Origin of the sequence: Micrococcus sp. 2A, from assembly GCF_039519235.1 — a bacterium.
GTDB lineage: Bacteria > Actinomycetota > Actinomycetes > Actinomycetales > Micrococcaceae > Micrococcus.
Genome location: NZ_CP154351.1, coordinates 832,425 through 849,922, shown reverse-complemented (window position 1 = coordinate 849,922; position 17,498 = coordinate 832,425). Strand labels below are relative to the sequence as shown.

Annotated in this window: 15 protein-coding genes; 1 reads left to right on the top strand and 14 read right to left on the bottom strand. The window is 73.4% G+C overall.

From position 1 onward, the window contains the following. Positions 1 to 46: 46 nt before the first annotated feature. The 3 genes from AAG742_RS03945 to AAG742_RS03935 all read right to left on the bottom strand — a co-directional run bounded on the left by AAG742_RS03945 (position 47) and on the right by AAG742_RS03935 (position 4,082). Positions 47 to 2,143, bottom strand: a complete 2,097-nt coding sequence (locus tag AAG742_RS03945) for an ATP-dependent DNA helicase (RefSeq protein ID WP_298984803.1) — start codon at positions 2,141 to 2,143, stop codon at positions 47 to 49. Continuing rightward, complete coding sequence (gene hflX, locus AAG742_RS03940; protein ID WP_298984805.1) at positions 2,140 to 3,753, bottom strand: GTPase HflX; 1,614 nt, start codon at positions 3,751 to 3,753, stop codon at positions 2,140 to 2,142. The genes AAG742_RS03945 and hflX overlap by 4 nt, the downstream gene beginning before the upstream one ends. A gap of 65 nt (positions 3,754 to 3,818) precedes the next feature. Next, on the bottom strand, positions 3,819 to 4,082 hold the full coding sequence (locus AAG742_RS03935) for a hypothetical protein (protein ID WP_343282340.1): 264 nt from the start codon (positions 4,080 to 4,082) through the stop codon (positions 3,819 to 3,821). A 293-nt stretch (positions 4,083 to 4,375) separates the two neighbouring features. On the opposite strand from AAG742_RS03935, the gene AAG742_RS03930 reads away from it, so the two are divergent. Then, positions 4,376 to 5,011 (top strand): methyltransferase, encoded by a 636-nt coding sequence (locus AAG742_RS03930; protein WP_298984917.1) that lies wholly within the window; start codon positions 4,376 to 4,378, stop codon positions 5,009 to 5,011. Positions 5,012 to 5,044: 33 nt separating this feature from the next. On the opposite strand, the gene dapF is transcribed toward AAG742_RS03930, so the two are convergent. From dapF to AAG742_RS03875, 11 genes are all read right to left on the bottom strand, one after another. Then, positions 5,045 to 5,986 (bottom strand): diaminopimelate epimerase, encoded by a 942-nt coding sequence (dapF, locus tag AAG742_RS03925; protein WP_248115242.1) that lies wholly within the window; start codon positions 5,984 to 5,986, stop codon positions 5,045 to 5,047. Between the two features lie 10 nt (positions 5,987 to 5,996). Next, on the bottom strand, positions 5,997 to 6,923 hold the full coding sequence (miaA, locus tag AAG742_RS03920) for a tRNA (adenosine(37)-N6)-dimethylallyltransferase MiaA (protein WP_298712747.1): 927 nt from the start codon (positions 6,921 to 6,923) through the stop codon (positions 5,997 to 5,999). 2 nt (positions 6,924 to 6,925) lie between these two features. After that, the gene (miaB, locus tag AAG742_RS03915) at positions 6,926 to 8,455 is read right to left on the bottom strand and encodes a tRNA (N6-isopentenyl adenosine(37)-C2)-methylthiotransferase MiaB (RefSeq protein ID WP_298712744.1); all 1,530 of its coding nucleotides are present in this window, start codon (positions 8,453 to 8,455) and stop codon (positions 6,926 to 6,928) included. Between the two features lie 9 nt (positions 8,456 to 8,464). Beyond that, complete coding sequence (locus tag AAG742_RS03910) at positions 8,465 to 9,382, bottom strand: regulatory protein RecX (RefSeq protein ID WP_298712740.1); 918 nt, start codon at positions 9,380 to 9,382, stop codon at positions 8,465 to 8,467. Continuing rightward, positions 9,382 to 10,446, bottom strand: coding sequence for a recombinase RecA (recA, locus tag AAG742_RS03905; RefSeq protein ID WP_248115244.1), 1,065 nt, complete (start codon positions 10,444 to 10,446; stop codon positions 9,382 to 9,384). The genes AAG742_RS03910 and recA overlap by 1 nt, the downstream gene beginning before the upstream one ends. A gap of 204 nt (positions 10,447 to 10,650) precedes the next feature. Continuing rightward, positions 10,651 to 10,869 (bottom strand): DUF3046 domain-containing protein, encoded by a 219-nt coding sequence (locus AAG742_RS03900; RefSeq protein WP_248115245.1) that lies wholly within the window; start codon positions 10,867 to 10,869, stop codon positions 10,651 to 10,653. Positions 10,870 to 11,000: 131 nt separating this feature from the next. Then, the gene (locus AAG742_RS03895) at positions 11,001 to 11,411 is read right to left on the bottom strand and encodes a helix-turn-helix transcriptional regulator (protein WP_282442432.1); all 411 of its coding nucleotides are present in this window, start codon (positions 11,409 to 11,411) and stop codon (positions 11,001 to 11,003) included. 129 nt (positions 11,412 to 11,540) lie between these two features. Then, the gene (locus AAG742_RS03890) at positions 11,541 to 12,035 is read right to left on the bottom strand and encodes a nicotinamide-nucleotide amidohydrolase family protein (protein ID WP_298712737.1); all 495 of its coding nucleotides are present in this window, start codon (positions 12,033 to 12,035) and stop codon (positions 11,541 to 11,543) included. Next, on the bottom strand, positions 12,032 to 12,679 hold the full coding sequence (locus AAG742_RS03885; protein WP_298712734.1) for a CDP-alcohol phosphatidyltransferase family protein: 648 nt from the start codon (positions 12,677 to 12,679) through the stop codon (positions 12,032 to 12,034). Before AAG742_RS03885 ends, AAG742_RS03890 begins: the two co-directional genes overlap by 4 nt. Beyond that, positions 12,658 to 15,762: a DNA translocase FtsK gene (locus AAG742_RS03880; protein ID WP_298712731.1), complete on the bottom strand. Its 3,105-nt coding sequence runs from the start codon at positions 15,760 to 15,762 to the stop codon at positions 12,658 to 12,660. Before AAG742_RS03880 ends, AAG742_RS03885 begins: the two co-directional genes overlap by 22 nt. A gap of 49 nt (positions 15,763 to 15,811) precedes the next feature. Further along, positions 15,812 to 17,497, bottom strand: coding sequence for a ribonuclease J (locus AAG742_RS03875; RefSeq protein ID WP_248115249.1), 1,686 nt, complete (start codon positions 17,495 to 17,497; stop codon positions 15,812 to 15,814). Between the last annotated feature and the right edge of the window lies 1 nt (position 17,498).

Here is a 17,498-nt window from a genome sequence, read left to right as displayed (position 1 = left end):
TGACGTGGGCTCCTGACGGCCGCCGGCCGGGTGTCGTCGGACGCCCTCAGTCCTCCTCGGCGAGGCGCGCCAGCACGCCCCGCACCACCTGCCGGTCCGTGGTCCGCCAGAAGTCCGGCAGAGCGCTCGTGATGTAGCCGCCGTAGCGCTCGGTGGCCAGACGTGAGTCCAGCACGGCGACGACGCCGCGGTCCCCGACGGCGCGCACGAGGCGGCCGGCGCCCTGGGCCATGCGGACGGCGGCGTGCGTGGCCGACACCTTCATGAACCCGTTGCCGCCGTGCCGGGCGATGTCCCGCGTGCGCGCCTGGGAGAGCGGGTCGTCCGGGCGCGGGAACGGGATCCGGTCGATCACCACGAGGCGCAGCGAGGAGCCCGGCACGTCCACGCCCTGCCACAGGCTCATGGTCCCGAAGAGGGAGGCGTCCCGCTCCTCGGCGAACTGCCGGACGAGTGCGGAGAGGGTGGCATCGCCCTGGCACAGGATCGTCTGCGTCGGGCCCAGGCGGCGGCGCATCTCCGCCGCGGCGTCCTCGGCGGCCCGCCGGGAGGAGAACAGGCCGAGCGTGCCGCCGTTCGAGGCCTTCATGAGCTCCCCGAGCTCGTCGAGGGACTCGGGGGAGGCCGTCCTCCCGGGACGCGGCAGGTGCCGGGCCACGTACAGCACGCCCTGGCGGGGATAGTCGAAGGGGCTGCCGACGTCGAGGGCGGTGTACGCGGGGGCGTCAGGCCCGGCGAGGCCGACGTCACCGGCCACCGAGTCGAACCGCCGCTCCCCCGTGCCCACGGTCAGCGTGGCGGAGGTGAGCACCGTGGTGGCCTTGCCGAAGAGCCCCTCACGCAGCTTGCCTGCCACCGAGATGGGGGCCACGTAGAGCTGCGGCGGGTCCTCCTCGTTGCCGGGCTGCCAGCCGACGCCGGGCTCGAAGTGCCCGGGCCGCGTGGCCCACAGGACCTCCGGGAAGTCGGCCTCGGGGCGCGCGGCGAGCATGCGCTCGGTGACCTCGAGGACCTCGACGAGGCGGGAGCGGGCCATCTGGTGGCCGCCGTCGCCGTCGGCCTCCTTGTCCTTGCTCTGACCGAGGTCTGAGAAGCACTGCCGGGCGGCGGCGAGGACGGCGGTCAGCGCCTGCTCCTGCACCTCGTCCGGGCCGGTGGCGAGCAGCCCCGAGGGGGTGCCCGCGAAGGCGCGGTCCAGGGCAGCACCGGCCTTCACGAGGTCCTCGACCGCCACCGAGGTGTGGCGCCGGACCGAGGTGGCGGCGCCGTGCACGATCGAGCCGGAGAGCTGGCCCGTCACCGCGCCGGTGACGCGGTCCTGCAGCTCGTGCGCCTCGTCCACCACCACGGCGGAGTAGGCGGGGAGCACGGCGAGTCCCTCGAACGCGCTGATCGCGAGCATCGCGTGGTTGGTGACCACCACGTCGGCGTCCGCGGCGTCCGCGCGGGCGTGCTCCGAGAAGCACTCGTCCGCCATGGGGCAGCGGGACGCGCCGAGGCAGTCGACGGCCGAGACCGAGACCTGCCGCCAGGCGCGGTCCGTCACGGGGACCTCGAGGTCGTCGCGGTCGCCCGTCTCCGTCTCGTCCGCCCACGCACGCAGGTACATGACCTCCTTGCCCAGCAGCGACGACGGCCCTGAGGCCCCGTCCGAGGCGGAGCCGATCACGCCGCCGTCGTCGGCCACCGTGAAGAGGGCCTCCTCGCCCTCGTCCCCGGGATACCCGCCGTCCACCTTGTGCCGGCACAGGTAGTTGGAGCGCCCCTTGACGAGCGCGACGACGGGCTCGCGCGGCAGCTCCCCCTTCAGCGCCTCCACGAGGCGCGGGGCGTCCCGCTTCATGATCTGCGCCTGGAGGGCCAGGGTGGCCGTCGCGATCACGACGGGGTCCTCCTGGTCCATGGCGTGCTGCAGCGCCGGGATCAGGTAGGCCAGCGACTTGCCGGTGCCGGTCCCGGCCTGGACCAGCAGGTGCCGCCGCGACTCGAGGGCGCGCGCGACCTGCAGGACCATCTCCTTCTGGCCCGCGCGCTCCTGGCCGCCCGTGGCCTCGACCACGGCGTCCAGGAGCCGCAGCGCCTCCCTCTCCCGATCCGTGCGGGGGGCCGAGACGGCCCACTCCGCGGCGTCCGTCCCGCTCATGAGGCGTCGGAGTCCACGCGGTGCTCCGCGAGCTCGGCGGCGATGTCCTCGCGCACGAGGACGGTCAGGCGGGTGCCGCTCTCCTCATAGGCCTCGGCGAGGATCTCCGCATCCGCAGAGTGCAGGCGCGAGACCACGTCGCCCCGCGTGAACGGGACGAGCAGCTCGAGGCGCACGCTGGGCCGCGGGATCGTGGCCGCGATGGCCTTCTCCAGCTCGTCGATGCCGGCGCCGGTGCGGGCCGAGACCACGACGGTGTGCGGCTCCTTCGAGCGGATGCGGGCGATGACCACGGGATCCGCCGCGTCCGCCTTGTTCAGCACGATGATCTCCGGGATGCGCTGCGCGTCCACCTCGGCCAGCACGCCGCGCACGGCGGCGATCTGCCCCTCGGGGTCCGGGTGCGCGCCGTCCACGACGTGGAGGATGACGTCCGCGTCCGCGACCTCCTCCAGGGTGGAGCGGAAGGCCTCCACGAGCTGCGTGGGAAGGTTGCGCACGAAGCCCACGGTGTCCGAGAGCGTGTAGCCGATGCCGTCCGGGGTCACGGCCTTGCGGACCGTGGGGTCCAGGGTGGCGAACAGCGCGTTCTCCACGAGCACCCCCGCGTGGGTGAGGCGGTTGAGCAGTGAGGACTTGCCCGCGTTGGTGTAGCCGGCGATGGCCACGGACGGCACCCGATTGCGCCGGCGGTTGGCCCGCTTGGCCTCGCGCGCCGGCTTCATGGCGGAGATGTCCCGGCGCAGCTTGGCCATGCGCGTGCGGATGCGTCGGCGGTCCAGCTCGATCTTCGTCTCGCCAGGGCCGCGGGAGCCGATGCCCTCGCCGCCGGCCGCACGGCCGCCGGCCTGGCGCGACATGGACTCGCCCCAGCCGCGCAGGCGAGGCAGGAGGTACTCGAGCTGGGCCAGCTCGACCTGCGCGCGGCCTTCGCGGGACTTCGCGTGCTGCGCGAAGATGTCCAGGATCAGCGCGGTGCGGTCGATGACCTTGACCCGCACCACGTCCTCGAGCGCGCGGCGCTGGGACGGGGCGAGCTCGGAGTCCACCACCACGGTGTCCGCGCCGGAGAGGGCCACGATCTCCGCGAGCTCACGGGCCTTGCCCTTGCCGAGGAACGTGGCCGGGTCCGGGGTCGCGCGGCGCTGGATGACACCGTCCAGCACCTCCGAGCCCGCGGTCTCCGCGAGCGCGGCGAGCTCCTGGAGGGAGTTCTCGGCGTCCTCCGCGGTGCCCTCGGTCCACACGCCCGCCAGGACCACCCGCTCGAGGCGCAGCTGGCGGTACTCGACCTCGGACATGTCCTCGAGCTCCGTGGAGAGCCCGGCCACGCGGCGCAGGGAATGGCGCGCGGCCAGTTCGTCCTGGTCGCCGTCGAACTCGGTGTGCTCGTCCCCGCCCTCGGCGAGCGCGAGCGCGCGGCCCCCGACGACGGACGCCCGATCGCGCGTCTCGGAGGCCTGCTCGGACGCGTCGTCCCCGCCGGACGCGCGGCGGGCGTCGTCGGCGGCGAGGATGCGGTCGATCACGGCCTGGATCTCGTCCTCGGATCCTGCCGCGGCGGGTCCCGGCCCGTTCTGGCCGGCGGTGTTCTGGTGCTCTTCAGTCATGGTCTCCTCTGGGCGCCCGTCGGTGGGGCCCGGTTCGAATCAGCGTAGTGGGTGGGGCGGACGCGCTAGCGGCCCTGTGGAGCTCGGGCGACGCCCTCGCGGGTCCACGCGTCCAGCCGGCCGGTTCCCTCAGGCAGCCGCGCGATCAGCGCCTCCAACGGTGCGGTGGCGATCCCCCTGCCCTCGTGGTCGGGGTGGACGTCGAGGATCCCGAGGACCTCACCGCCCGAGCCGACGGCGACCCACCGGGTCGAGGGGAAGGACAGGGCGCGGCAGCGCAGCCAGCTCGGCGTGTCCGGCGGGCGCGCAGGGCGTAGCGTGATGCTCATGGGGATGTCCTGTTCGCGTCAGCGGGGCCCGGGCGCACGGAAGCGACGCCTCAGGGGCGGGATGCGGGGTGTGACGGCGGCCGGAGCGGGGCTCCACGGCGGGCGTCAGGCGAACAGCAGGAACATGAATGACACCCTACCCGGCCCCCACCGCAGCGGGAAGCCTCTCCCCCGTGGGCGAACACCCTCTCCGACATGGCGCCGCAGGCCGCCCCGGCGCCGCCGACCACGCCACGGTCCCCGTGAACGGCGCCGGCCAGGCGAGACGGTCCGCGGCCCACCGCCTGACTACGATGGTCCGCGTGAGTCAGCCAGCCCACTACTTCTCCCCCGACCCCGGGACGCCCGAGCGACGCCGGCGGATCGAGGTCGAGCTCGCGGGCCGGACCGTGGCCGTGCAGACGGCCAACGGGATCTTCTCGCCCGACGGGATCGACAAGGGCACCGCCGCCCTGCTCTCCGTGGTCCCCGTGCCGCCGTCGCACGGCGCCTTCCTCGACGTCGGCGCGGGCTGGGGACCGCTCGCCCTCACGCTCGCACTGCGCTCGCCCGAGGCCCACGTGACCGGCGTCGAGGTGAACGAGCGGTCGATCGGTCTGGCCCGGGACAACGCGGCCGCCGTGGGCGCCGAGAACGCGGTGTTCCTGCGGCCCGAGGACGTGCCGGCGGACGCGGGGTTCGACCTCATCTGGTCCAACCCGCCCATCCGCGTGGGCAAGGAGGTGCTCCACGAGCTGCTGGAGCGCTGGCTGCCCGCGCTGAACCCGGGCGGCGAGGCGTGGCTCGTGGTGCAGAAGAACCTCGGGGCCGACTCGCTGCAGCCCTGGATCGCCGGGATGCTCGAGGACCGCACCCCGGGGGCGTTCACCGTGCGGCGCGCGGCGACCGTCAAGGGGTTCCGCATCCTGACGGTGACCCGGCAGGCCTGACCCGCGGCCGGAGCGTCGGCCGGCGACCGGGTCTCAGCCGCGCAGCTCGCCGTCGAACACGAGCTCGGCGGCCCCCGCGAGGACGACGTGCTCCTCGCCGTCGGAGGCCAGGACGAAGTCCACCGCGAGCACGCCGCCCGGGACCTCCACGAGCCACGAGTCCGCGCCCTCGGGCCCGGCCCACACGCGCATGGCCGCCGCGGCCGCGCACGCGCCCGTGCCGCACGACTGGGTCTCCCCCACGCCGCGCTCGTGCACGCGCATCCGCACCCGGCCCACGCCCCCCTTGACGAGCGGCTCGTGGGCGGCCACGAACTCCACGTTGGTGCCGTGCGGCGGCTCGGGGTCCACCTCGGGAGCCGTGTGCAGCTCCAGCGCCTCGAGCTCCGCGAACGCCCCGAGCGGGACCACCGTGTGGGGGTTGCCCATCGAGATGCTCAGGCCGGGACGGGCGTCCGTCAGCCCGGTGGCGCGCACCATCGAGTCGGCGGCCGCGTCCTCCGCGAGCTCCGGGTCGATCAGGCTCCAGGGGCCCATGTCGATCGCGTAGCCGTGCTCCATGCGGGTGACGGACTTCGCGCCCGCGCGGGTTCCGATGGTCAGCGCCGAGCCGACGGGCAGGTCCACGAGCTCCTTCTCCACGAGGAAGTGGACGAAGACGCGCACGCCGTTGCCGCACATCTCGGCGACCGAGCCGTCCCCGTTGCGGTAGTCCATGAACCACTCGGCCTCGGGAGCCGCGGCCAGCACCTCACGGCCCTCGGGGAGGTGCGCCGAACGCACGGCGCGGATGACGCCGTCGGCGCCGATCCCCTGGTGGCGGTCCGCGAGCATCGCGACGCGGGAGGGCTCGAGGTGCGCGTTGCCGTCCGGGTCGGCGATCAGCACGAAGTCGTTGCCCGTGCCGTGGCCCTTCGTGAAGGGCAGCGTGGGCGTGGTGTCGACGACGGCGGAGGCGCCGGGCAGGAGGCTCATGCGGGCCAGTCTAGGAGGCGGGCTCGGCGGCGAGCACCGCGAGGGAGCGCTCGAGGACGTCGGGGGCGAGGGCGTCGACCCAGCGCACGCGGGGATCGGCGCGGAACCACGTCTCCTGGCGGCGGGCGAAGCGCCGGGTGGCCACCACGGTGCGCTCGACGGCGTCGCCCAGGCTCGCGGTGCCGTCGAGGACCTCGAGCACGGGCGCGTACCCGATGGCCTGGGAGGCGGTGCGCCCCTCCCGCAGGCCGGCGGCGTCGAGGCGCCGCACCTCCTCGACGAGCCCGGCGTCCACCATGGCCGCGACGCGCGCGGCGATGCGCGCGTGGAGCACGGCGCGGTCGATCCGCAGCCCGAGCTGCACGGCCGGCGCCACGGAGTCCTCGTAGCGCCGCCGCGGCATGAACGCCGAGAACGGCCGGCCCGTGATCCGGTGCACCTCGAGGGCGCGCACCAGGCGCCGCTCGTCCGCGACCTTCTCCGCGGAGACCGGGTCGACGGCGGCGAGCTCGGCCCGCAGCGCGGCCTCCCCGCGTGCGGCCAGCTGGGCCTCGACCTCCCCGCGGACCGCCGGATCGGTGGGAGGGAACTCCAGCTCGTCGAGGGCCGCACGGACGTACAGGCCCGACCCGCCGACGAGGATCGGGGTGCGACCCCGCGCCCGGATCTGCGCGAACAGCTCGCGGGCGCGCCGCTGGAAGTCCGCGACGGAGGCCTCCTCGCGCACGTCCAGGACGTCGAGGAGATGGTGCGGGACGCCCTCGCGCTCGGCCTCCGTGACCTTCGCGGTGCCCACGTCCATGCCGCGGTAGAGCTGCAGCGCGTCACCGTTGACGATCTCCCCGTCCAGCCGGTGCGCGAGGGCGACGGCGAGAGCGGACTTGCCGGTCGCCGTCGCCCCCACCACGGCGACGACGGGCGGGCGCGCGGCCGGCATGCTCACCCGCGCGGGCGGATCGTCGGCATGCCGAGGCGCGTCGCCCCGGAGGCGGAGGGGGCCGTACCGTCCGGCGCGCCCGGGCCGGGGACGCCGCAGGACTCGGCCTGGGCCCGGTCCCACGCGTCGCCGGCGCGCGAGCGGCGCAGGGCGTAGTCCTCGGGGCCCGGATCCGCGATCGCGAAGAACGGGCGCGCCTCGGTGACGGTCACGGTGACGAAGTCGCCCGGGCGGGGCGTCTCGGCGCCCTCGGGCACGGAGAAGTGCACGAGCCGATTGTCCTTCGCGCGTCCGGCGAGGCGGCCGCGCTCGGCCGACTTCGAGCCGGAGTCGGCGGTGACGAGCAGCTCCTGCCGCGTGCCCGCAAAGGTGGCCATCTCCTCCGCGGAGATGCGGTCCTGCAGCGCGACGAGCCGCTCGAAGCGCTCTTGCACGACGGCCTTGGGCACCTGGTCCTCCATCTCGCCCGCCGGCGTCCCGGGGCGGATGGAGTACTGGAAGGTGAACGCCGAGGCGAAGCGGGAGGCCTCGACCACGCGCATCGTCTCCGCGAAGTCCTCTTCGGTCTCCCCCGGGAACCCCACGATGATGTCGGTGGTGATGGCCGCGTGCGGGATGCGCTCGCGGACCCGCTCGAGGATGCCGAGGAACCGGGTGGAGCGGTACGAGCGGCGCATCGCCTTGAGGATCCGGTCCGAGCCGGACTGCAGGGGCATGTGCAGCTGGGGCATGACGTTCGGGGTCTCGGCCATCGCGTCGATGACGTCGTCGGTGAAGGCGGCCGGGTGGGGGCTCGTGAAGCGCACGCGCTCGAGGCCCTCGATCTGACCGCACGCGCGCAGCAGCTTCGCGAAGGCGCCGCGGTCGCCGAACTCGACGCCGTAGGAGTTCACGTTCTGGCCGAGGAGGGTGACCTCCACGGCGCCGGCGTCCACGAGCGCCTGCACCTCGGCGAGGATCTCCCCCGGGCGGCGGTCCTTCTCCTTGCCGCGCAGGCTCGGGACGATGCAGAACGTGCACGTGTTGTTGCAGCCCACGGAGATCGAGACCCAGCCGGAGTGCGTGGAGTCGCGCTTGGTGGGCAGCGTGGAGGGGAACACCTCGAGGGACTCGAGGATCTCCATCTCGGCCTCGGCGTTGTGGCGGGAGCGCTCGAGCAGCACGGGCAGGGAGCCGATGTTGTGGGTGCCGAAGACGACGTCCACCCAGGGCGCCTTCGCCTGGATGGTCGCCTGGTCCTTCTGGGCGAGACAGCCGCCGACGGCGATCTGCAGGCCCGGGTGCGCGGCCTTCACGGAGCGGAGGTTGCCGAGGTTGCCGTAGAGGCGGTTGTCCGCGTTCTCGCGGACGGCGCACGTGTTGAACACGACGAGGTCCGGCTGGTGGCCCTCGCCCGCGGGGGCGTAGCCGGTCGACTCCAGGAGGCCGGAGATGCGCTCGGAGTCGTGCACGTTCATCTGGCATCCGAAGGTGCGGACCTCGTAGGTGAGGCCGTCGTGCGGGAGGGCGGGGGCGGGGTCCGTCAGAGTCACCGGACCATTCTAGGAGGCGTCCGCCTCGTGCTCCCCGAGGACCTCCGTGACCACCCCGAACGCGAGTCCGGGGGCGTAGCCCTTCCGACCGAGCATCCCGACGAGGCGGCGCACCGCCTTGTCCCGCTCGGCGCGGTTCTCCGGGGAGTCGGCCGGCGGCACCGTCTTCCCGCGCATCCGGCGGCGGGCGAGCTCGAGGGCGGCGGCGCGCTCGTCCTCCGGCTCGATGGCCTCGAGGGCCTCCTCGGCGACGTCCCGGTCCACGCCCTTCTCGTGCAGCTCCCGGCCGATGGCCCGGCGGGAGAGGCCGCGGCCGCGGTGACGACTGCGCACCCACACCTCGGCGAAGGCGGCGTCGTCCACGAGCCGCACCTCCTCGAACCGGTCGAGCACGTGCTCGATCAGCTCCGGCTCGGCCTCGCGCTCCGCGAGCTTGCGCTCGAGCTGGCCGCGCGAGCGCGGGCCCATCGCGAGCTGCCGCAGCACGACCTCGCGCGCGGCCTCCGCGCGCTCCCGGGGGTCCTCGGGCAGGGGCGCCGGCCCCGGCCGACGACGTCGGCGAGGACGCGCGGCCTCGTCCGACGCCTCGGCGCTGCGGCCCACGACGGACGGCTCAGGCTCCGGAGCGGGCGGGGACGAGGGCGCGGCGGCCTTCGGCGCGCGACGCTTCTTCGTGCCCGGCGCCGTCGTCGGGCCCGGAACCGTCCCCGCGCCGCTGGTCCACGGCAGTGGCGTGACCCCGCCCGTGGTCGGCGCGGGGCTGGGCAGGTCGCTCGCCCGCGTGAGGAGCGCGCTCAGGTCCGCCGCCTCCGGAGGCGCCGGTTCCGCCGGCGAGGCCGCGGCGGGATCCAGCCCGGCCAGGTCGAACCAGAGCCGGGCCACCTCGGAGTCCCGGGAGTCGTCGAACCCGGCGCCGTGCCCCGACATCAGGCCTTGGTGTCACCCGCCACGGCCGCGAGGACCGGCGCCCCGTCCTCCTCGGCGGCCTCCGGGTCCACGCCGATGCCGAGCTTCGTGAGGATGCGCTGCTCGATCTCGAGGGCCAGGTCCGGGTTGTCCTTGAGGAACCGGCGGGCGTTCTCCTTGCCCTGGCCCAGCTGGTCCCCGTCGTACGTGAACCAGGCGCCGGACTTCTTGACGATGCCCTCCTCGACGCCCATGTCGATCAGCCCACCCTCACGGGAGATGCCCACCCCGTAGAGGATGTCGAACTCGGCCTGCTTGAAGGGCGGGGCCATCTTGTTCTTCACGATCTTGACGCGCGTGCGGTTGCCGACGGGGTTGCCGCCCTCCTTCAGCGTCTCGATGCGGCGCACGTCGATGCGCACGGAGGCGTAGAACTTGAGGGCCTTGCCGCCGGTGGTGGTCTCCGGGGAGCCGAAGAACACGCCGATCTTCTCGCGCAGCTGGTTGATGAAGATGGCGGTGGTCTTGGTCTGGTGCAGGCGGCCGGTGATCTTCCGCAGCGCCTGGGACATCAGCCGGGCCTGGAGACCCACGTGGGAGTCGCCCATCTCGCCCTCGATCTCCGCGCGCGGCGTCAGGGCCGCCACGGAGTCGATGACGACGATGTCCAGGGTGCCGGAGGAGACCAGCATGTCCATGATCTCAAGGGCCTGCTCGCCCGTGTCCGGCTGGCTGACCAGCAGCGCGTCCGTGTCCACGCCGAGCTTGCGGGCGTAGGCCGGGTCCAGCGCGTGCTCCGCGTCGATGAACGCCGCGATGCCGCCGTTGCGCTGGGCGTTGGCCACCGCGTGCAGGGCGAGCGTGGTCTTGCCCGAGGACTCCGGGCCATAGATCTCCACCACGCGCCCCCGCGGGAGGCCGCCGATGCCCAGGGCCACGTCCATGGCCACCGAGCCGGTCGGGATGACCTCCACCGGCGCCTGGGTCTGATCGCCCAGGCGCATGACGGAGCCCTTGCCGAACTGCTTGTCGATCTGGGCCAGTGCCGCCTCGAGGGCCTTCTCACGATCCGTCACGTTGCTCATCCTTCACCCCTTGATGTGGTCTGTGCTCGTGCGGGACTCTGCGACGCCCGCCTCGGCCATGTCAGTGACACTACGAGGTGGGGCGGACACGTTAGGCGCGCACCCAGTCTGCTGTGCACGGGCCGGCGGCCCCTGCGGCTGTGCAGGACTCTACCCCATGGATTCGAACACGTGTTCGAAGCGGTGCCCCGACCCGCCGCAGGGTCAGCGCGTCGGCGGCACGTCCCGCCCGAGACGCCGTTCGGCGGGGATGTCGTTCAGCTCGCAGACGGCCCGCCACACGGCCCGCGGATCCACGCCCGCGGACAGCGCCTCCCGCGCCGTGGCGTCCAGTCCCGGCAGGTGCAGGCTGTCCGCCTCGACCGCGGCGCGCGCGGCACCGAACTCGTCGTCCATCAGTCTCCAGAACTCGCTCACCCGCACGGTGGCCCTCCTCTGCTCGTCACGGACTCCTCCTCGCGGGGCGCGGCCCCTCGCCCGGGGCCGGCCTCCCCCCGCATGCACACGGGCGCCCCGCCGTGATGGCAGGGCGCCCAGAGGCGGAGCGGTGGGGATCAGCGGCCGGCCAGGGAGCCCAGCTCCGCGGCGCCGGCCTCGCCCATGCCCTCGGGCACGGTGTCCGGGATGACCACGCCCTCCTGCTCGGCAAGGCGGTCCGAGACCTCGCGGAGCATGAAGGACAGGGGGACGTCGAGCGCCCCGCAGATGGAGGCCAGCAACTCGGAGGAGGCCTCCTTCTGGCCGCGCTCCACCTCGGAGAGGTAGCCGAGGGAGACGCGGGCGTCGTGGGAGACCTCACGGAGCGTGCGGCCCTGCCGCTGGCGCACGTCACGCAGGACGTCGCCGATCTCGTGCCGGAGGACGGGCATGGTGCGCTCCTTGATGTCGGGGGTCTCCGCGCGGGGGCGAGGCTGCTCGCCGACCCAGCGGGTGATGCCGTTGGCATGGACGGGGTGTCGCATCATGTCTATCGCGTGCTCCTGGACTTTCGCTGAGGACGCCGGACGGGGGCCTGATCCCCCACGGCCGTCTTCTTGACTCGTTCCATTCAACCGGCTGGAGGGCGGGTTCATTCCCGCTCGGCCGCACCGCGCTCAGGAACCCCCGCGACGCTCCCCTGCGGTGGCGAGCCGCTCGAGGCACGCGACCACGGTCCCCCGGCGGATCGCTGCCCGGTCGCCCGGCAGGCGCAGCCCCCACGCCTCGGCCTGCTCCACGCCCGCCTCGTCCGTCCACGCCAGCGCGATGAACACGGTCCCCACCGGCTTGCCCTGATGGGGCTCCGGCCCGGCCACGCCGGTGGTCGCCACGCCGACGTCGGCGCCCAGCACCCGGCGCGCACCGCGCGCCATGGCCTCGGCCACCCCGGGATCCACGGCCCCGCGCTCGGCCAGCAGCGCCGCCTCGACGCCGAGCACCTCCGCCTTCACGCGGTTCTGGTACGCCACCACACCGCCCTGCAGGACGGCAGAGGCGCCCGGCACGTCCGCGAGGGTGGCGGCCACGAGGCCCGCGGTGAGCGACTCGGCGGTCGCCAGCGTCAGCTCGTCCCGGGCGAAGCGGGCGACCACCTGCGCGGCCGTGCTCATGCGGCGGTCCGGCCTGCGAGCGCGTCCCGGCGGAGCGCGGCGGCGTCGCGGACGTACTCCACGCCGGTGACCACCGTCAGCGCGGTGGCCGCGCCGATCACGGTCCAGCCCAGCCACGGCCACCAGCCGCCCACCAGGGCGCCCAGCGGCATGAGCAGCAGGCCGATGCCCGCCGCCTGCAGCACGGTCTTCAGCTTGCCACCGCGGCCGGCCGGCATGACGCCGTACCGGATCACCACGAAGCGCATGAGGGTGATGCCCCATTCGCGCACGAGGATCACGATCGTCACCCACCACCACAGCTCGCCCAGGAGGGAGAAGACCACGAGCGCGGCCCCCGTGAGCAGCTTGTCCGCGATCGGGTCCGCGATCTTCCCGAAGTCCGTGATCAGCCCGCGCGCGCGGGCGATGTCGCCGTCGAGCTTGTCCGTGTACATGGCCGCCGCGAACAGCCCGAAGGCCACCCAGCGCGCCGTGAGCGAGTCCTGGCCCCACGGCCCGCCCGCCCACAGCGCCCACACGAAGAAGGGGACCATCAGAATCCGCACGCTCGTGAGGATGTTCGGCAGGTTCCAGGCCGACGGCCGCTCCCCCGCCCGGCCCTCGGCCGTCCGCTCCGTGCTCATCTGCCCGTCAGCTCCCATGCGTCCTCGGATTCCCCCTCGTCCTCCCCATCGTCCCAGGCCTGGGCCTGCGGACGGGAGTCGAGGTCCTCGGCCACCAGGTCACGCGGTGCCGCGGACGACGACGGCGCAGGCGCCGGAGCAGGCCCCGCCGGCGCGGTGTCCCCCGAGATCGCGGCGAGCACCTCGGCCACCTCGTCGGGCTTGACCAGCACGTCGCGCGCCTTCGACCCCTCGGAGGGGCCGACGACGCCGCGGGACTCCATGAGGTCCATGAGGCGGCCGGCCTTCGCGAAGCCCACGCGGAGCTTGCGCTGCAGCATGGAGGTCGAGCCGAACTGGGTGGTCACCACGAGCTCGACCGCCTGCAGGAGCAGGTCCAGATCGTCGCCGATGTCCTCGTCGATGACCTTCTCGGTCTTCTCCGGCACCACGTCGTCCCGGTACTGCACCTGCATCTGGGCCTTCACGTGCTCCACGACCGCGTGGATCTCGGACTCGTTCACCCACGCGCCCTGCACGCGCATGGGCTTCGACTTGCCCATGGGCAGGAAGAGCGCGTCGCCCTGGCCCAGGAGCTTCTCGGCGCCGGGCTGGTCGAGCACCACGCGGGAGTCCGTGACGGAGGACGTCGCGAACGCCATGCGGGAGGGCACGTTGGCCTTGATCAGGCCGGTGACGACGTCCACGGAGGGGCGCTGGGTGGCGAGCACCAGGTGGATGCCGGCGGCGCGCGCGAGCTGGGTGATGCGCACGATCGAGTCCTCGACGTCCCGCGGGGCGACCATCATGAGGTCCGCGAGCTCGTCCACGATCACCAGCAGGTACGGGTACGGCCGGAGGACGCGCTTGGAGTCCGGCGGCAGCTTCACCTGCCCCGCGCGCACCGCCTTGTTGAAGTCGTCCACGTGCTTGAAGCCGAACGCCGCGAGGTCGTCGTAGCGGGTGTCCATCTCCTTCACCACCCACTGGAGGGCCTCGGCGGCCTTCTTGGGGTTCGTGATGATGGGCGTCACGAGGTGCGGGACGCCCTCGTAGGCCGTGAGCTCCACGCGCTTGGGGTCGACCATGACCATGCGGACCTCGTCCGGGGTGGCCCGCATGAGGATCGAGGTGATCATCGAGTTCACGAACGAGGACTTGCCCGCGCCGGTGGCGCCGGCGACGAGCATGTGCGGCATCTTCGCGAGGTTGGCCACCACGTAGCCGCCCTCCACGTCCTTGCCGACGCCCATGACCATCGGGTGGTCGGTGCGGTGCGCGGCCTGCGAGCGCAGGACGTCGCCGAGCACCACCACCTCCTTGTCCGGGTTGGGGATCTCGATGCCGATGGCGCGCTTGCCGGGGATGGGGCTGAGGATGCGCACGTCGGAGGAGGCCACCGCGTAGGCGATGTTCTTCTCGAGCGCCGTGACCTTCTCCACCTTGGTGCCGGGGGCGACCTCGACCTCGTAGCGCGTGACGGTGGGGCCGCGGGAGAAGCCGGTGACCTGCGCGTCCACCTTGAACTCGGTGAACGTGGTGGTCAGCGCGGCGACGACGCGGTCGTTGGCCTCGGAGCGCTCCTTCGGCTGCGGGCCAGCGGGCAGCAGGTCCGACTGGGGCAGCGTGTACGCGGCGTCCCCGCCGAGCTCGGCCTGCCGGCCCCGGGCCGGAGCGGCGGTCATGGGCGGCACGGGGGCCGGCGTGCTCACCGCCGGCACCGGGGCAGGCACGGCCGACGCCGACTCCTCCTCGGGCTCGGCCGCCCCTTCCACAGGCTGCGTCGGCTCCTCCGCCTCGTCGTCCGGCGTGGCGGCGTGACGGGCGCGGGCGTGCTCGCGGACCCGCTCGAGGGCCCGGTCGGCGGCGGTGGGGCGCTTGACCCCCGGGGGAAGCACCGGGGCCGCGTCCTCGTCCACCCAGGGGTCGAACGACTCGGCGGTGGAGTCGCCGCGGGCCGCGGGAGCGGCCAGGTGCTCCTCCGCGTCGAACACGCCCTGCTGGCCCCGCGCGGGACGGCGGGGGGCGGGCGCGGCGGCGCGCGGCTCGAGCACGAGCGTGGCGTCCTCCTCCGTGGCCTCCGCGGCCTCCGCGGTCCCGGCGGCGTGGGAGCCGGCCCCGGCCGCGGAGTCCAGGATCACGGGAGAGTCGTAGGCGGCGCTCTCGTGGCTGCGTTCGGATGCGGCGTCCCGGCCGCGGTCACGCCGCCCGAAGAGGCGGGCGAACAGGCCCGGGCGGGGACGCGCGGAGTCCTCCGCGGCGTGGCTGCCCACGGCGTCGAGGTAGGACTGGTCGTGGTCGGGGTGGGTGCGCGCGGGCTCCGCGGACTCCTCCCCGGCGGCGCGCCGCTCGCGGCGTGCGTCCCGGCGCTCGGCGCGGCGGGCCGAGGCGCCCTCGGGGTCCTGGCCGGTGAGCCAGTCGTACGCGCCCGTGATCCGTTGCGGGATCGAGCCCAGCGGGGTGGCGGTGAGGACGAGCAGGGAGAAGAAGGCGAGGGCGGCCATGAGCACCCACACGGGGACGGCCGTCAGGAGCGAGGCGAGCGGGACGGTCGCGAGGTAGCCGACCATGCCGCCGGCGTGCAGCACGTCCTCGAAGGACTCTGCGGCCGAGGGCAGCCCGCCGGCCAGGTGGGCGAGGCCGCTGCCCGCCACCGTGGCCATGAGCAGGCCGATGATGATGCGGCCGTTGGCGCGCAGCTCCTGGGGCGTGCGGAAGCACCGCACCGCCACCACGAGCAGGGCGAGCGGCAGCAGGAAGGCGAACCATCCCACGGTGCCGCCCACCACGCGGTGGACCACCTCGCCGAAGCCCGGCGTCTCCCGCAGGCCCCACCACTCCACCGAGGCGATGACCGCGGCGACGATCAGCAGGAGCAGGCCCGTGCCGTCCCGGCGTTCGTCGCGCGGGATGCGCACGTCACGGCCGAGCTTGCGGAAGAGCGCGCCCACGGGGGCCGCCACTCCCATCCACGCCGCGCGCAGGGCGCGGACAGGGGCGGGGGGCTGATCGGGGGCAGCGGCGGTCGCGCCCTTCCCGGCGGAGGCCCGGGCGGCGGCGGAGCCGGCGCGGGTCTTCGACGAGGAGGACGACGACCGCGGGGGGGAAGTGCGGGTCGCCATGCCCTCCACGGTACCGCCCGGGGCGGACGCGACAGCGCCCGCAGGCGTGTCAGGCCTCGAGGATCACCGGCACGATCATGGGGCGGCGGCGCAGGCGGCGGTTGACCCACGTGCCCATGGTGCGGCGCACGACCTGCTGCAGCTGCTGCGTGGTGTGCTCCTTCTGGCCCTGCACGGCCTCCTCGATGGCGCGGGCGATCTTCGGCTTGATCTCCTCGAAGACCTTCTCGTCCTCGGCCACGCCGCGGGCGTGCACGTCCGGGCCGGACACGATAGCGCCGCTCTGGCGGTTGACGACGGTGACGATGGAGATGAAGCCCTCCTCGCCCAGCACACGGCGGTCCTTGAGGTCGAGGTCGGAGATCTCGCCCACGGAGGATCCGTCCACGTAGACGTAGCCGCAGTCGACCTCGCCGACGATCTGCACGCGGCCGTCGCTCATGTCCACCACGGTGCCGTTGGCGGCCAGGATGACGTTCTCCTTCGGCACGCCCGTCTTCTCGGCGATGCGGCCGTTGGCGATGAGGTGGCGCGTCTCGCCGTGCACGGGCATGACGTACTCGGGCTCCACGATGTTGTAGCAGTAGAGCAGCTCGCCCTCGGAGGCGTGGCCGGAGACGTGGACCTTGGCCATGCCCTTGTGGACCACCTGCGCGCCGAGCTTCATGAGCCCGTTGATCACGCGGAACACGGAGTTCTCGTTGCCCGGGATGAGCGAGGAGGCGAGGACCACGAGGTCCCCCTCCTGCAGCTGCACCTGGTGGTCGCCGTTGGCCATGCGGGACAGGGCGGCCATGGGCTCGCCCTGGGAGCCGGTGACCATGAGGACGACCTCGTCGTCCCGGTACTTGTCGATCTTGCGGATGTCCACGAGGATCCCGTTGGGCACGTTGAGGTAGCCCAGCTTCTGCGCGATCGTCATGTTCCGGATCATCGAGCGACCGCCGAAGGCGACCTTGCGCTTGTGCTTCGCGGCGGCGTCGAGCACCTGCTGGACGCGGTGTACGTGCGAGGAGAACGAGGCGACGACGATGCGGCGCTCGGCCGTGGCGAAGTAGCGCTCCAGCGTGGGGCCGATCTCCTTCTCCGTGGTGGTGAACCCGGGGACCTCGGCGTTCGTGGAGTCGGTCATGAACAGATCCACGCCCTCCTCGCCGAGACGGGCGAAGGAGCGCAGGTCCGTGATGCGGCCGTCGAGCGGCAGCTGGTCCATCTTGAAGTCGCCGGTGTGCAGGATGCTGCCTGCGTCCGTGTGGATGGCGACGGCGAGGGCGTCCGGGATGGAGTGGTTCACGGCCACGAACTCGCACTCGAAGGGGCCGTACTCCTCGATGTCCCCCTCCGTCACCGGGACGAGGACCGGCTTGATGCGGTGCTCCTCGAGCTTGGCCTCGATGAGGGCCAGCGTCAGCCTGGAGCCGATCAGCGGGATGTCCTTGCGCAGGCGCAGGAGGTAGGGCACGGCGCCGATGTGGTCCTCATGACCGTGGGTCAGCACGATGCCGACGACGTCGTCGAGGCGGTTCCGGATGTAGTCGAAGTCGGGGAGGATCAGGTCCACGCCCGGCTGGGTCTCCTCGGGGAAGAGCACGCCGCAGTCGACGATCAGGATCTTGCCGTCGATCTCGAAGGTGACCATGTTGCGGCCGACCTCCTCGAGGCCGCCGAGCTGCACGATGCGGCAGGTGTCACGGGCGAGCTTGGGCGGGGTGGACAGGCGGTTGCCTGGAGTCATG